This window comes from Pseudomonas sp. ME-P-057 (assembly GCF_030208975.1).
GTDB lineage: Bacteria > Pseudomonadota > Gammaproteobacteria > Pseudomonadales > Pseudomonadaceae > Aquipseudomonas > Aquipseudomonas lutea.
In genome coordinates this window covers 1-15,549 of record NZ_JARVSX010000015.1, presented here as the reverse complement: position 1 = coordinate 15,549, position 15,549 = coordinate 1, and the positions used below count along the sequence as shown (strand labels likewise).

Annotated in this window: 11 protein-coding genes and 1 pseudogene; 9 read left to right on the top strand and 3 right to left on the bottom strand. The window is 62.8% G+C overall.

From position 1 onward, the window contains the following. The first annotated feature begins 393 nt into the window (after positions 1–393). A complete protein-coding gene (locus QRN48_RS07765) occupies positions 394–3,225 on the top strand; it encodes a sensor domain-containing phosphodiesterase (protein ID WP_285350010.1) in 2,832 nt (943 codons plus the stop codon). 168 nt (positions 3,226–3,393) lie between these two features. Here the strand turns inward: QRN48_RS07765 and pip are convergent. Further along, positions 3,394–4,266: pseudogene (pip, locus tag QRN48_RS07760) on the bottom strand (prolyl aminopeptidase); the annotation flags it as partial. Positions 4,267–4,506: 240 nt separating this feature from the next. Here pip and QRN48_RS07755 point away from each other — a divergent pair. From QRN48_RS07755 to QRN48_RS07745, 3 genes are all read left to right on the top strand, one after another. Then, on the top strand, positions 4,507–5,691 hold the full coding sequence (locus QRN48_RS07755; protein ID WP_037010699.1) for a DUF2252 domain-containing protein: 1,185 nt from the start codon (positions 4,507–4,509) through the stop codon (positions 5,689–5,691). Between the two features lie 78 nt (positions 5,692–5,769). Then, positions 5,770–6,207, top strand: coding sequence for a RidA family protein (locus QRN48_RS07750; protein WP_285349861.1), 438 nt, complete (start codon positions 5,770–5,772; stop codon positions 6,205–6,207). A gap of 1,004 nt (positions 6,208–7,211) precedes the next feature. Next, positions 7,212–7,688, top strand: a complete 477-nt coding sequence (locus tag QRN48_RS07745) for a hypothetical protein (RefSeq protein ID WP_285349859.1) — start codon at positions 7,212–7,214, stop codon at positions 7,686–7,688. Here the strand turns inward: QRN48_RS07745 and QRN48_RS07740 are convergent. Continuing rightward, the gene (locus QRN48_RS07740; RefSeq protein WP_191943491.1) at positions 7,678–8,607 is read right to left on the bottom strand and encodes a polyprenyl synthetase family protein; all 930 of its coding nucleotides are present in this window, start codon (positions 8,605–8,607) and stop codon (positions 7,678–7,680) included. The genes QRN48_RS07745 and QRN48_RS07740 overlap by 11 nt on opposite strands. A 198-nt stretch (positions 8,608–8,805) precedes the next feature. On the opposite strand from QRN48_RS07740, the gene fni reads away from it, so the two are divergent. The 5 genes from fni to crtB are packed head-to-tail and all read left to right on the top strand — an operon-like array spanning position 8,806 to position 14,767. Beyond that, the gene (fni, locus tag QRN48_RS07735; protein WP_285349856.1) at positions 8,806–9,861 is read left to right on the top strand and encodes a type 2 isopentenyl-diphosphate Delta-isomerase; all 1,056 of its coding nucleotides are present in this window, start codon (positions 8,806–8,808) and stop codon (positions 9,859–9,861) included. Then, positions 9,858–11,132, top strand: coding sequence for a glycosyltransferase (locus QRN48_RS07730; protein WP_285349854.1), 1,275 nt, complete (start codon positions 9,858–9,860; stop codon positions 11,130–11,132). The genes fni and QRN48_RS07730 overlap by 4 nt, the downstream gene beginning before the upstream one ends. Next, entirely contained in the window at positions 11,129–12,289 is a 1,161-nt protein-coding gene (gene crtY, locus QRN48_RS07725) for a lycopene beta-cyclase CrtY (protein ID WP_285349852.1), read from the top strand. The genes QRN48_RS07730 and crtY overlap by 4 nt, the downstream gene beginning before the upstream one ends. Before the next feature lies 1 nt (position 12,290). Then, a complete protein-coding gene (locus QRN48_RS07720) occupies positions 12,291–13,781 on the top strand; it encodes a phytoene desaturase (RefSeq protein ID WP_037010687.1) in 1,491 nt (496 codons plus the stop codon). Then, the gene (gene crtB / locus QRN48_RS07715) at positions 13,778–14,767 is read left to right on the top strand and encodes a 15-cis-phytoene synthase CrtB (protein WP_285349849.1); all 990 of its coding nucleotides are present in this window, start codon (positions 13,778–13,780) and stop codon (positions 14,765–14,767) included. Before QRN48_RS07720 ends, crtB begins: the two co-directional genes overlap by 4 nt. On the opposite strand, the gene QRN48_RS07710 is transcribed toward crtB, so the two are convergent. Beyond that, positions 14,649–15,194 carry a sterol desaturase family protein gene (locus QRN48_RS07710; protein WP_285349848.1) on the bottom strand — a complete coding sequence of 182 codons (546 nt, stop codon included), beginning with the start codon at positions 15,192–15,194 and terminating at the stop codon, positions 14,649–14,651. The two genes, crtB and QRN48_RS07710, sit on opposite strands and share 119 nt — an antisense overlap. Between the last annotated feature and the right edge of the window lie 355 nt (positions 15,195–15,549).

The window sequence follows — 15,549 nt, the reverse complement described above, 5'->3', positions numbered from 1 at the left end:
CGTAGCTGTAAGTCTTGATCATGGGGTGATCGTCTCCAGTGGGGCAAAAATTCGGGTAACCGCATTGAGTGACAGGCGAGCGCGTTCAAAGGTCAATGCCAAACGATGAAACACAGTCCAGCGGGCGTCTGCGCATCTGTCGATCAACGACAGGGGTTGACAAGGGATGAAAGTGGCATTTTGGCATCTAGCTGCTGAGCCGCTCGGCGGATTTTCACCAAATGTCGTGGAAAGCCTTTTTTTTCGTCGCGAATGGATAGCAAATGCGAATATGGCGCTTGCAACCTTTAGTCACACCCCTTGAAGATAGCGCAGTCCGACGCTGGCAATGGAGCGCCTATGAATTCCCCACTTTTGACCCCCGCCGGGTGCACGCTGATGGCCGACGAGCGCATGCCTGCGCCCGGCATCGCGCGCGTGGTGGAGGGCGGAATTCCAACCGGCGAAAGTTCGCTTGACGGGCTGCTTCGGGCGGCGCGCCAGACGGCGCCCGGACTCAGCTGGGGCGCTTACCGCGCCGGTCAGCAAATGCACCTGCTGGGGCAGGGCAGCCCGACCACCCCATGGCCCGCCCTGATTCCGCGTGAGGATTTCGACGGCTACTGCCGCAGGCACCAGTTGCAGCGTTGGGTCACCGGTCATGGCGAGTCGGCGCTGGGCTGGTTACTGACACCCGAGGCGGATTCGGACAGCGAATTTTTTGCCGAGCTGGCCAGCCGCCTTGGCCTGCGCCTGCAGACCGATGCCCTGGCGCGGGCGCAGGCCACTCAGCGCGTGCTGTATGAAATCACTTACCTGGCCAGTTCGACCCGCGACCGCTCGGCATTTTTGCAGGGCGTTCACCGGCAGTTGTCGACCCTGATCGACGCCGAAAACTTCTACCTGGCGCTGTACGAAAGCCACAGCGGCAAAATCACTTATCCGTATTACATCGACATCACCGACGTCGACGCGCTAGAAGCCGAGACCTACGAGTTTCTCGATCCCCATCGGTTGTCCATGACCGGCTATGTGCTGACCACCGAGCAGCCGCTGTTCGTCGACGGTGCAGCCATCGAGCGGGCGCAGAGCCTGGACCGTTTTCACTGTGTGGGGCATCGCCCGGAATTCTGGATGGGCGCCCCGCTGAAAAACGCCTCCGACGACGTCTTTGGCATGCTGGCGATGCAGGTCTACGACGTCGCCCGGGTGTACAGCGTTGAAGACCAGGAGCTGTTTCTGGTGGTGGCTCGCCATGTGGCGATGGCGTTGGACCGCATTCTTCATCGCGCGCAACTGGAAGAGACCGTTGCCCGCCGCACCCTTGAACTGTCCCGCCTCAACGACGCCCTGCGCAACGAAGTCGCCGATCGCGAGCGCGCCGAGCATCTGCAAAGTGCGCTGTTTCAGATCACCGAGCTGTCCAGTCAGCCCGGCGACATGGCCGATTTGTTCAAAAGCCTGCACGGCATCGTCGGCGAGCTGCTGTTCGCGCTCAACTTTTACATCGCGCTGTTCGACGACGCCACTGGCGAGGTGACCTTCCCCTATTACGTGGACGAGCGGCTGACCCGTCGACCTGACCCGCGCCGTGGGGAGCGTGGCTTTACCGAGTACGTGATCCGCCAGCGTCGGCCTTGCCTGATCGACAGCGACGAGGCCCGCTGGCTGGAGAGCATCGGCGAAATCACCTTGCAGAATGAGGTCAATCGTTCAAGCTCCTGGCTGGGCATCCCGTTGTTCGACGGCGAGGTGGTGCGCGGCGTGCTGGCGGTGCAGAGCTATACGTCCCACGTCAGTTACTCGCTGCGCGATCAGGAATTGCTGACCTTTGTGTCGCGCCATATCGACACCGCATTGTCACGGCGCAGCGCCGCCGAAGCCATTCACACCGCCAACCTGCGGCTGGAAGCGCGGGTGCAGGACCGCACCCGGGAGCTGGACTACGCCAACGCCAAGTTGCAGCACGAAAACGCCCACGATGCGCTGACCGGGCTGCCCAACCGCAGCCATCTGCAGCAACGGCTCAAGGAAGCCTGGCAGGACTTCTGCGCACAAGGTTCAGACCTGGCGGTGATGTTCATCGATCTCGACCGGTTCAAGATGGTCAACGACAGCCTTGGCCATCACTCGGGGGACCAATTGCTGATCCAGGCTGCCGACCGTCTGCGCCAGTGCATGCGCGACAGCGATCTGCTGGCCAGACTGGGCGGTGATGAGTTCGCAGTGCTGGCCTACGCCGCGCCGCCCGACGTCACCGTGGCGATTGCCGAACGCATCCTGCTGGCCTTCGATGTGCCGTTCTACATCGACGGCCATGCCGTGTTTTCCTCTTGCAGCATCGGCGTGGTCGGCGCCGATCTGCAGTTTCACAGCGAGCCGGCTGACCTGCTCCGTGACGCCGACACCGCCATGTACCGGGTCAAACACGCCGGGCGCGACAGCTACGCGGTGTTCAACCAGGAGGTGCGCCGTGAAGTGTCCGACCAGATGGACCAGGAAACGGCCCTGCGCAATGCACTCAAGCGCACCGACGAGTTGCTGCCGTACTTCCAGCCGATCATCGATGTGGCCAGCGGACGCATTCTGGCGCTGGAGGCGCTGATTCGCTGGCGGCAGGCGGACGGCCGGATCATCGCGCCGGGCCAGTTTCTGCCGGCGCTGGAAGGACTCCGGCTGATCGGCCGCCTGGACTTCTACATGCTGCAGCAGGTGGTGGCGATACTCGCGCACCCGGATCACGCGCACTGGCCGACCGTTCACGTCAACTGCTCCAGTTACAGCATCACCCGGCCCGAGTTCTCCAGCGAAGTGCTCGGCCTGCTCAGCGAGCATGGCGTGGCGCCGTCGCGCATTTGTCTGGAGCTCACCGAAGGCGCGCTGGTGGCCGAGCCGGAACTGGCACGCCAAGCCATGAAGCACCTGGCCGACAACGGCGTATCGGTGGTGCTGGATGATTTCGGCGCGGGTTTTTCTTCACTCAGCTACGTGCATCAGTACCATTTCAGCGGTTTGAAAATCGACAAGTCGTTCACCCTGGAACTCACCACCAGTTCGCGCAGCCGGGCCATCGTCCGCGCGATCGTGCGCATGGCCGAGTCCCTCGGCCTGACCGTAGTGGCCGAGGGCGTGGAAGATGCCGCGACCTTGCAGCTGCTGCGCGAGATGGGCGCAGGTCAGGCCCAGGGCTACTACTTTTCGATGCCGGTTCCCCAGGACAGGCTGGACCTCAGCACGCTGTTGTAAAAAAGCCGGCTCACCGCCCTTGCCCGACAGTGCTTGGCGCTGGAAAAAATCACGGCAGATCCTCCAAAAACCGCCGATGACGCTTGAAGTGCTCGGTTGCCTGGATGACGCGCTCATGTTCCCCGGCTCGGTCGGCGCGTGGCCCGCCTTCGGGACCTGGCGCAAGATCGAGCCGGGCCACACCTCGTGTAAGCGATAGGCGGAGTTGGGCGTGGCGATCATGTCGTGCTCGCCTTGGATCAGCACACAGGGCAGGTGGCTGATACGCTCAATATCGCGGACCAGCTGGTCAGGTTCAAGAAAAAATCCGTGGCTGAAATACCACGCGTCCAGACGTCCCATGCCCAGCGCCAGCGCCTCATCCGCGGCCTGGCTCTCCACCGACTCGGGGTTGTGCTCAAGCAGCGCGCAGCTGCCGGAGTATTTCGTCCAGCGCCGCGCTGCATCCAGTAGGCACTCCGGGTCATCGCTGGTGAGGCGCTTCAGGTAGCCCTTGAGCAAATCACCGCGCTCGGCCTCCGGTAGCCATTCGGCGAAATCCTTGTGGACCTGCGGCAGAAAGCGCCGCATGCCATAGAGAAACCAGTCGATCTCGTCCGGCGTGCCCAGCATGATCCCGCGAAGAATGAACCCCAGGCACGCTTGCGGGTGCGCTTCACCGTACGCCAGAGCGAGTGTTGTACCCCAGGACCCGCCGAGTACCAGCCATTGCTCGATACCGAGCATCTTGCGCAACGTTTCAATATCGTTGATGAGATGCTGGGTGGTGTTGTCCTTGAGTTCGGCAAGGGGCGTCGAGCGAAGCGCGCCGCGCTGATCGAAGAGCACAATGCGATAGACGTCCGGATCCCAGAAGCAGCGCTTGGAGGGGTCTGCACCTTCTCCGGGGCCGCCGTGAAAGTACACGGCCGGGATTCCGTCCGGGTTGCCGCATTCCTCCCAATAGAGCTCGTGAAGGCCATCGACCTTGAGCCGTCCGCTGGTGCGCGGTTCGGCGATGGAAGGGAACGCTGAATAAGTGATGGTGAATGATGCGTCCATGATTCTCTCCTCTCGACACACTCAACTGGGACTGAGAGGGGGACGCAGGTTTCCGCCTTCGAAGTGAAGGTCCCGCCGAGTGGCAAGGGCTTGCGATGTCGTACTCCATTGATCCTTACATCGGCAGGTTACAGCCCGCTTCACGCGCCACACAGCGTTCAATCGAGAGCTTTTAGAAACATTCCGCAACATTTCTCTTTGCAGCGAGTCAACGCATTACCTCTCTGTAAAGAATCGTTCATGAAGACGCCTCGACCCTCCGCCCGCATTAAACCGCTCAACGAGCTCCGCAACCTGAAAATGGCCCGTTCTGCCCACGCCTACGTGCGCGGCAGTACGGTGCAATTCTATGAATGGCTGCACAGCCAGTCGGGCCGGCGTCTGCCCAGCGGTCCGCCGGTGTGGATCTGCGGCGACTGCCACGCGGGCAACCTCGGCCCCACTGGCGACTCCAGAGGGCGCATCGATATTCACATCCGCGACCTTGACCAGACGGTAATCGGCAATCCCGCCCATGACCTGGTGCGGCTGGCGCTGTCATTGGCCACCGCTGCCCGGGGTTCCGATCTGCCTGGCGTCGCCACCGCCCGAATGCTCGAAGAAATGATGCAGGGGTATGAGCTGGCGTTCGAGAGTGGTGAGGATGAGGAACCCGCGCGTCCGGCGCAGGTCAAGGCCGGCATGCGCAGCGCGGTGCAACGGACCTGGAAGCACCTGGCTCAGGAGCGCATCGAAGACACCCGCCCGACCATCCCGCTGGGCAAGCATTTCTGGTCGCTGTCCCGCGCCGAGCGTGACGCCTTGAAGACGCTGTGCCTGACGCCGGAGATTCATGCGCTGGTGACGTCGCTCAAAGGCCGATCGAAAGACGATCGCGTCGAGATGCTCGATTGCGCGTACTGGGTGAAGGGTTGCAGTTCGCTGGGCCTGCTGCGTTACGCGGTGCTCTTGAGCGTGGGTGACGACGAGGATCAGGAGTATTGCCTGCTCGACATCAAGGAGGCCGTCGCCGCCGCCGCCCCGCGCACGCCGCGTGCCGGAATGCCCCGGGACAACGGCAAACGTGTGGTCGAAGGCGCCCGACACCTGTCGCCGGGGTTGGGCAACCGCATGATCGCCACGCGCATGCTGGATCATGGTTTCTTCGTGCGCGAGCTGCTGCCCCAGGACATGAAGCTTGAGCTCGATCAGCTGAGTGAGCGCGAAGCCATGAAAGCGGCCGGTTACCTGGCCCGTGTCGTGGGTCTGGCCCATGCCCGCCAGATGGACCTCGCCACACGCTCGTCATGGATGCGTGAATTGCAGCTCAACCGCTCGCAGACGCTGGACGCGCCGTCGTGGCTGTGGAGCAACGTCGTGAGTCTGGTGGGCAGTCATGAGCAGGGCTATCTGGAGCATTGCCGGCGGTATGCGCTGGAAAATTGAGGCACTGCCGAGCGTGTCCCTTGACCTCCATCTAGGTGGAGGTTCGAGACTGAACGTCCTCACGTTCAGGAACGGCTCATGACTTCTTCAACTTTTGACTTGCTCAACCCCGCTGGCTTGTACGATCCCACTCCAAACGCCTATTCCCACCTCGCGGTTGTGCCTCCAGGGGCCAGATGGTTGTTCGTCGCGGGGCAGGGTGGGGAAGACCCTCGCGGTGAGTTGTCTTGCGTGTTCGCCGAGCAGGCAGCGCAAGCGATCGCCAATGTGCGAACAGCCCTGCAGTCGAAAGGTGCCGATCTTCGCGACGTCTTCAAATTAACGCTGCTGATTGCCGACCACTCCGAGCAGCGGCTGCGAATCTGGGTGGAGCAAGCGGACCGGGCATGGGCAGGCTGCAACAAGCCGGTCTGCACCCTGATCCCGGTGCCCCGGCTGGCGCTGGACGGCATGATGATCGAAATTGAAGCCGTGGCGGCGATTGCATCGCCAACAGGCGGGCAGGACGGAGCGTAGGAGCTTGCCCGCGAAGACGTGGGCAGGCGTGACGGGACTTCGGCGGATGCACCGCAGACGGGGTACGGGCGACAGAGATGCGGCGGATTCACCGCAAGGGTACGGGCGACAGAGATGCGGCGGATTCACCGCAAGGGTACGGGCGACAGGGATGTGGCGGATTCACCGCAGACTTCGGGACGGACGACAGAGATGCGGCGGATTCGCCACCGATTTCGCGGGCAAGCGCGCTCCTACAGTTGATCTGCGTTCCGCCGGCATAATTCGCGGCGGTGGCCGGGACGCTGTTGTTCACAGCTGCCGCAATCGTCACGCCGGAATGCACGCATCACTCCATCGCGACGAAGATCCATTGTAGGAGCGCGCTTGCCCGCGAAGACGTCGGCAGGCGTGACAGGGATTCGGCGGATTCACCGCAGGGGTCAGGGCGACAGAGATGCGGCGGATTCACCACCGATTTCGCGGGCAAGCGCGCTCCTACAGTTGATCTGCGTTCCGCCGGCATAATTCGCGGCGGTGGCCGGGACGCTGTTGTTCACAGCTGCCGCAATCGTCACGCCGGAATGTATGCATCGTCAGACGTCGCGCCGGAATGCACGCATCACTCCATCGCGACCACGATCCATTGTAGGAGCGCGCTTGCCCCGAAGACGTCGGCACGGGCGACAGAGATTCGGCGAATTCACCGCAGAATTCAGTAAGGGCGACAGGGCTTCGGCGGATTCACCGCAGACGGGGTACGGGCGACAGGGATGCGGCGGATTCACCATCGATTTCGCGGGCAAGCGCGCTCCTGCAAGGGTTTTGCGTTTTATCGACATTGATCGGTACAACCCTGTAGGGACAACGTTCGATGGCGCGTTGATCAGCGCTTGCTGGTAAATTGGCGCACGTTTCGCCTGTTGATCCACAATGGCCATACTCAAGGACCAGGCGTGGCGAACCCCGTCACCGCTTAGGTGCCTGACGCTTACTCAATCCTTCCTGCTAAAGGGATGTAAACCATGCGGCAATTTGCGGTTCTCGCCTTGTTTCTCAGTCTCAATGCGTTCGCTCAGGACACGCCCCAGCCCATCGCCAAATGGACGCTCCTGGATCAGTTCGACAAGGCGTATACGCTGGATGACCAGGCTCAAGTGCTGTTGATCGCGCGCAGCATGTCCGCGGCGAAGATGGTCAATGCCGCACTTGAAGACGGCCCCGAGGGTTATCTCGAACAGCGTCATGTGGTTTATGTGGCCGACATCGAGAAAATGCCGTCGCTGGTGAAGATGGTCGCGGTGCCGGCCATGCGCTCGGCCAAATACCGCATTTTGCTGGACCGCGATGCCCGCGTGGCGTCTGCCTATGACGGCGATCGCGACACCGTCCAGTGGCTGACCGTGAAGAATGGCGCGGTCGTCCGCCAGGAGCGCTTTTCAGACGGCGAGCAACTCAAGCAGGCCATCGCCCGACTCGGTTCACAGTCCGCTAGCCGCTAAGCGCGGCCTTTTCGAAAATCTGCCGCATGTACCCGGCGATCATCGAGGCGTCGCCGTAGACCTCGCGCAAATACTGCTCGGCGCTGGACAGGTGCGAGGCCAGTTGCCGTTTGACCTTGTCTTCGCCGTACAGCGACACAAAGGTCGATTTGCCGTCGTCCTTGCCCTGATCCTTGTCACTGTCGGCGCAGCGGTCGCGCAGATCGTCGTACATCTGGAAGGCCTGCCCCAGCTCCATGGCGAAGTTCTGCAGCAGTGGTCGCTGCGATTGCGCAGCGCCGCTGATGAGCCAGGCCATGTCCATGATGGCGCCAAACAGCACCCCGGTTTTCAGGTTGTTGGTCAGGGCGATTTCGTCTGCGTCGCGACTGCGCTGACCATCGCGCAGGTCCTGGAACTGCCCGCGCACCAACCCTTGCATGCCCACCGTATTGGCCAACACTTCGACCAGCTCGGTGCGAGTGGTCGCTGCCAGGTCGCTGATAGTGGCGACCACCCCGAAGGCGCGGCTGAGCAGGGCGATGGCGGTCAGGATCGCTACATCTTCACCGAACTTGAGGTGCACCGTGGGCTGGCCACGGCGCAGTGCTGCGTTGTCCATGCACGGCATGTCGTCGAGCACCAGCGAAGCCGCATGGATCATCTCGACAGCACAGCCCAGGTCGACCGCCTGCCGTGAAGCCTGGTTGTCATGGTCTCGGTTGTTTTCTGCCAGCCCTTCAGCGGCAAGGACCAGCAGAACCGGGCGCATGCGCTTGCCCGGCGCCAGCGTCGATTCGCGCATGGCCAACGCGACCAGATCGCGCTCGTTGCCAGACTCGGGCAACAGCTCGGACAGCCGCGTTTCGATGGCCGCCCGGACGTCTCCCAGTCGTCCGGCAAAGCCCGGTTTGATTGTTGTGTCGACGTTACCTGCCATCGGTCTTTCCCTATGCTTTAGCGGTAAAACTGTTCGTCGCGGAGCGGTTCGGCGTGCGAGACCGCTCATCACGGAACGACTGCTGTTTCTTAATGCCTCAAGATACGGCAAAGTTGTACATGAAAATCGGGTTTGTACAAGATTGCGTGTGCAGAAGACCGCATCGCCGGCTAAATAATTCAGAGGCATGGAGCGAGTATGACTCACACCGAGACGGGTCGTCGCAAAGACGATCATCTTGATATCGTGCTGGACAGGCGCGCCAGCGTGCGTTCTTCCTTCTCCGGGCTGGATGACATCCGGTTCGAACATTGTGCGCTGCCCGAACTTGATCTGGACGATATCAACCTGAGCAGCTCATTGCTCGGCGTCGCGTTGCGTGCGCCGCTGCTCATCAGCTCCATGACCGGCGGAGCCGATCGGGCCACTGCCATCAATCGTCATCTGGCAGAAGCGGCCCAGGAATTGGGGATCGCGATGGGCGTGGGGTCCCAGCGGGTGGCGTTGCAGCGCGGCGGCGATCAAGGGCTGACGCGTGAACTGCGGCGCCTGGCCCCGGATATCGCGCTGCTGGGCAACATCGGCGCAGCACAGTTGATAGAACCCGATGGGCTGGACATGGCCCGGCGTGCGGTCGACATGCTTGAAGCCAATGCCCTGATCATTCACCTGAACCCCTTGCAGGAAGCGGTTCAGGTGGGCGGTGACCGGCAATGGCAGGGCATCCTGGAGGCCATCCACCGCGTAGTGCTCAGCGTCGGCGTGCCGGTGGTGGTCAAGGAAGTGGGCGCAGGGCTTTCGGCGCAAGTGGCAGTCGCGCTGGTGGAAGCCGGCGTGCAGGTCCTGGACGTCGCTGGCCTCGGTGGTACCAGTTGGGCAGCGGTGGAGGGTGAGCGTGCGCAGCACCCGGCCGACCGTGAAGTGGCCATGGCTTTTGCTCAATGGGGCATTCCCACTGCCCTGAGTCTGGCGATGGTGCGGCAGGCATTGCCCGAGACGCCACTGATTGCTTCAGGCGGCATCCGTAACGGTGTCGATGTGGCCAGGGCCATTCGCCTGGGTGCAGACATTGTCGGCCAGGCCGCTGGCGTACTGCGCGACGCGACCTTGTCTACGGCTGCGGTCATCGAGCACTTCGACATCGTCATTCGCCAGCTGCGCATCGCCTGTTTCTGCACGGGGTCTGCGGACCTGCAGGCGCTGCGCCGCGCTCGACTGCTGGCTCCCGATGCTTTGCAGTCGTTGCTGTCATGACCCATTTTGCGGTGGTTGCTCCGGCGTTCTACAGCCACTTTCAGGCGTTTCAGGCCGTGGCCGCGACGCTGATTGACCGAGGGCATCAGGTCACGTTTTTCCAGCAGGCCGATGCGCGGCGTTGGCTGACCGACCCGCGCATCGGTTTTCATGCACTGGGCGCCCTCAGTCATCCGCCGGGCAGCCTGGACGCTGCGCTGCAACGGGCCGCCTGCTCAAACAACCCGCTGCGCCTGCGGCGAGTGATTCGTGACCTGTGCGACACCACTCAAATGCTCTGCACCGAACTGCCCGCCGCGTTGGCGTCTCGGCAGATTGAGGCGTTGCTCTGTGATCAGATGGAAGCGGCAGGCGGGTTGGTCGCCGAAGGGCTGGGTTTGCCTTATGTTTCCGTGGCCTGCGCCTTGCCGGTGAATCGCGAAGCCCAGCTGCCACTCGCGGTGATGCCCTTTGCTTATGCCACCGACGAACGCAGTCAGCAGATTTTCGAAGGCAGCCGCAAAGTCTATGACTGGCTGATGCGCCCACTGGGCAAGGTCCTGCGTGAGGCTTCCCGACGCCTGGCCATCGAGCCCCGTACCGGGTTGCATGAATGCCTCTCGCCTTACGCGCAAATCAGCCAGACCATCCCCGGTTTCGATTTCCCCCGTCAGCATCCGCCCGCGAATTTCCACGCCGTCGGCCCGCTGCGCATGCCGCCTTCCGGTCGAGTCGGCGAATGGGCCATTGACCCGGCGCGGCCATTTATATTTGCCAGCCTGGGCACCTTGCAGGGCAGCCGTTACGCCATGTTCAAACGCATCGCAGCCGCCAGCCGCCAGCTGAACGCGCAACTGCTGGTGGCGCACTGCGGCGGGCTGGATACGCGACAGGAAAAGCGCTTGATCAACGCCGGAGCAACGTGGGTGACCGATTTTGCCCCCCAGCAATGGGCGCTGCAAAACGCCGACGCTGTGGTGACCCATGGCGGGCTGAACACGGTGATGGACGCTATCGTCGCGCGCACACCGATGCTGGTCATGCCGATCGCCTTCGACCAGCCAGGCGTCGCCTCACGCGTAACGCATGCGGGCATCGGTCTGCAGTTGCGGCGCGGCGCGGGGACGAGTCAGATCCGCGACCGGTTGGTGCAACTGCGCGGGCTGTCGGCCGAGCCATTCGAGCGTCTGGCGAGCGAGCTGGCACAAGCCGGCGGCACCGCCCGCGCCGCCGACATCATCGAAGCCGTGGTGCGCACGGGCCAGCCCGTGCTGGCGGGGCAGCTCTCATGACCTACGACCTGATCCTGGCCGGTGGCGGGCTGGCCAACGGGCTCATCGCATGGCGCCTCAAGCAGCTCAGGCCCGAATTGCGCGTGTTGTGCATTGAGGAACAGCCGCATATGGGCGGCAACCATACCTGGTCTTTCCATGAGGGCGATCTCAGCGCTGAGCAACATCGTTGGCTGCAGCCTTTGGTGGTGCAGCGTTGGGCCGCGTATGACGTGCACTTTCCGCAGCGCTCGCGACGACTGAACAGCGGCTACGCCAGCATCACCTCCGAGCGATTTGCGGACGTCATTCAGGCTGACCTGGGGGACGCGCTGCGCACCGGGCAGCGCATCACTCGCCTCACGCCGAGCGCCGTGGTGATGGAGAGCGGTGAGCAGCTTCAGGCGCTTGCGGTGATCGACGGCCGGGGCGTGCAGCCCACGGTGAACATGGTGTTGGGCCAGCAGGCATTTCTCGGCCAGCTGCTGCGCTTGCGAGCGCCGCATGGTCTGACGGCGCCGATCATCATGGATGCGCGTGTCGCCCAGTACCAGGGCTACCGGTTCGTCTACGTGCTGCCGTTCACAGCCGACACCCTGTTGATCGAAGACACCCATTACGTCGACCAGCATTCCTTTTCTGCCGCGCAACTGCGTCAGCACGTCGCCGAATACGCCGCTGCCCAAGGCTGGGAAATCGCCGAGTGCCTGCGCGAAGAGCAGGGCGTGTTACCGATCACCCTGGCCGGTGATTTTGCCGGCTTTTGGCGCGAGGCGGCGGGCCAGCCCCGGTCAGGTCTGCGCGCCGGTCTGTTTCATTGCACCACCGGTTATTCACTGCCGCATGCGGTCAGGTTGGCGGATTGGATCGCCGCTCAGCCGAGCCTGAATGCTGAGGCCCTCGACCGCGGCATCCGCGCCATGGCGCAACAGGCCTGGAACAGCCAGCGCTTCTACCGATTGCTCAACCGCATGCTGTTTCTGGCAGGACGCCCGGCCAATCGCTGGCAGGTCATGCAGCGCTTCTACGGGCTGTCCGAAGGCCTGATCAGCCGTTTCTATGCAGGCCGCAGCACGCTGGCCGACAAGCTCCGCGTGCTGACCGGCAAACCTCCGGTGCCGATCAACGAGGCGGTCAAAGCCGCTGTTCGCTACCTGCCCAAGCATTATGAGAATTGAAATGACCCCAGCAAAAAGCGCAATTGTGATTGGTGCCGGCTTCGGTGGCCTGGCCCTGGCCATCCGCCTGCAAGCGGCAGGTGTGCAAACGACCCTGCTGGAAAAACGCGACAAGCCCGGCGGACGTGCCTACGTTTACGAGGACCAGGGCTTTACCTTCGACGCCGGGCCGACAGTGATCACCGATCCGACGGCAATCGAGGAGCTGTTCACCGCCGCCGGCAAGTCGATCAAGGATTACGTCGAGCTGCTGCCGGTCGCGCCGTTCTACCGCCTGTGCTGGGAAGACGGCACGAAGTTCGATTACGCCAACGACCAGGCCTCGCTGGACGCGCAGATCGCTGCGCTGAATCCCAAGGACGTTGCCGGCTATCAGCGCTTTCTGGCGTACTCCAAAGCGGTGTTTCAGGAGGGTTATCTGAAACTGGGGGCGGTGCCGTTTCTGTCGTTCCGCGACATGGTTCAGGCCGGGCCGCAACTGGCGAAACTGCAGGCGTGGCGCAGCGTGTATTCGATGGTGGCGGAATTCATCGAGGACGACAAACTGCGTCAGGCGTTTTCCTTTCACTCGCTGCTGGTTGGCGGCAACCCGTTTGCAACCTCGTCCATTTACACGCTGATTCACGCCCTGGAGCGTCAATGGGGTGTGTGGTTTCCGAAAGGCGGCACCGGTGCGCTGGTGCAGGGCATGGTCAAGCTGTTCGAAGACATCGGCGGGCGTTTCGAGCTCAACGCCGACGTCGCCAGCATCGAAACCCGTGCGGCCCGCGTGACCGGCGTGCGGCTCAAGGACGGTCGGCAGATCGACGCCGACTGCGTGGCCTCCAATGCCGATGTCATGCACACCTATGCCGAGTTGCTGGGCGGGCATCCGCGCGGAGTGCAGGAAGGAGCGAGACTGAAGGGCAAGCGCTTCAGTAACTCGCTGTTCGTGATCCATTTCGGTCTTAAACGGCCGCAGCCGCAATTGCAGCACCACACCGTCTGCTTCGGGCCTCGCTACAAGGCGCTGATTCAGGAAATCTTCAAAGGCGCGGCATTGGCTGAAGACTTTTCACTGTACCTGCACGCACCGTGCATCACCGATCCGAGCCTGGCGCCGCCGGGGTGTTCGAGCCACTACGTGCTGTCGCCGGTGCCGCATCTGGGCAACGCCGAGATCGACTGGGAGGTGGAAGGGCCGCGCTATCGCGATCGCATTTTTGCCTATCTGGAGAAGCACTACATGCCCGGGTTGCGCGAAGACCTGGTCACCAGCCGTATTTTCACGCCGCTGGATTTTCAGGGCGAACTCAATGCGCACCTTGGGTCGGCGTTTTCCCTTGAGCCGATCCTGCGTCAGAGCGCGTGGTTCCGCCCGCACAACCGTGACGCCAAGCTCGGCAACCTGTATCTGGTCGGCGCCGGTACGCATCCGGGCGCTGGCGTACCGGGGGTAATAGGCTCGGCCAAGGCCACTGCTGGCCTGATGCTGGAGGACCTGCATTCATGAGTGCTGCCGACCAAGCGCTGCTTGACCATGCCACGCAGAGCATCGCGGTCGGCTCGAAAAGCTTCGCCGCGGCCTCGCGCCTATTCGACCCATTGACGCGTCGCAGCGCGGTGATGCTGTACGCCTGGTGCCGCCATTGCGACGACGTGATCGACGGCCAGGAAGCGGGGCATTCGGCGACCGTGATCAGTCAGCAGGAAGTCACCGCTCGGCTGGAGCGGCTGATCGCCCAGACCCACGCCGTCTACGCTGGAGCGCCGACGGACAGCCCGGCATTCGAAGCATTCAGCGAAGTGGTGCAGCGCCACGGCATCAAGCAGCGCTATGCGCTTGAGCACTTGGCCGGCTTTGCGATGGACGTCAGCCAGCGCGAATACCACAGTGTCGAAGACACGCTCGAATATTGCTACCACGTGGCCGGCGTGGTCGGCTTGATGATGGCGCAGATCATGGGCGCGCGTGACGAGCCGACCCTTGATCGCGCCTGCGACCTGGGCCTGGCGTTTCAGTTGACCAACATTGCGCGGGACATCATCGAGGACGCGTCGGTGGGGCGTTGCTACTTGCCTGAGCAGTGGCTGAATGAGGTGGGCATTCCGGCTGAACGTCTCGCCGAGCCTCAGTACCGGCCAGCCGTAGCGGTGCTGGCCCAGCGCTTGGTGGACATGGCCGAACCCTATTACGAAAGCGCCAATGCCGGCCTGACTGCGCTCCCATGGCGGTCGGCCTGGGCCGTGGCGACCGCCGGGTGCGTTTACCGCGAGATTGGCGTGAAGGTCAGGCAGCGTGGGGCGCAGGCCTGGGACGAGCGCGTCTCTACCAGCAAGCTGGACAAGCTGCGCCTGGTGGCGCTGGGTGCGTGGAAGGCTACTGCGTCTCGTGGTCGGCAGTGGCCGGCACGCCCTGCGCACTTCTGGCAACGTCCGGGTCGGTCTTGTGCAGCGGACCGTCATGCAGTCGTCGAAGCTGGGCGCGCAGACGACTGACGCTCGGCGCATAAAGGAAACCGAATGACACGCAGCGCTCCTTGCCCGACACGGCGTGGTGCATCAGGTGCGCCTGATACAGGCGTTTGAGGTAGCCGTTGCGCGGCACGTACTTGAAAGGCCAGCGTTTGTGCACCAAGCCATCATGGGCGACGAAGTACAGGAAGCCGTAAGCGGTCATGCCCGCGCCGATCCATTCCAGCGGATGTGCCCCCTGGGTGCCCAGCGCAATCAGCACGATGGCGAAGCCGGCAAAGACCACGGCGAACAAATCGTTTTTCTCGAACCAGCCGGTTCTCGGTTCGTGGTGCGAACGGTGCCAGCCCCACCCCCAACCGTGCATGATGTATTTGTGCGCAAACACGGCAAAGCCCTCCATGCCAATCACGGTCGCGAGAAATACAAGGGCGTTGGTCATTGTGTTCATCCGCAGGGAAGGTCTCAGCGTCAGACCCTTAAAAGGCTGACGGTGTTCGGTGCGTGATTGTCGCACGCCGCTGGCCCGCACGGAGCCCGGCTTGTCGCTTTCGCCGGGACCGCTTGCAACATGCAGCGTGACGCCCGGAGCCTTCCCGGCTAAAGCCGGTCCCACAATACCAACCGCGTTCCAATGCCGGTCCCACAGGATCCACGCGATTGCTTTTCAGTGGGACCGGCTTCAGCCGGGAAGAGGGCATCGGCAACGCCATGAATTTTGCAGCGTGACGACCGACGCCTTCCCGGCTAGAGCCGGTCCTACAGAATGCACGCGATTGCTGTCAGTAGGACCGGCTTCAGCCGGG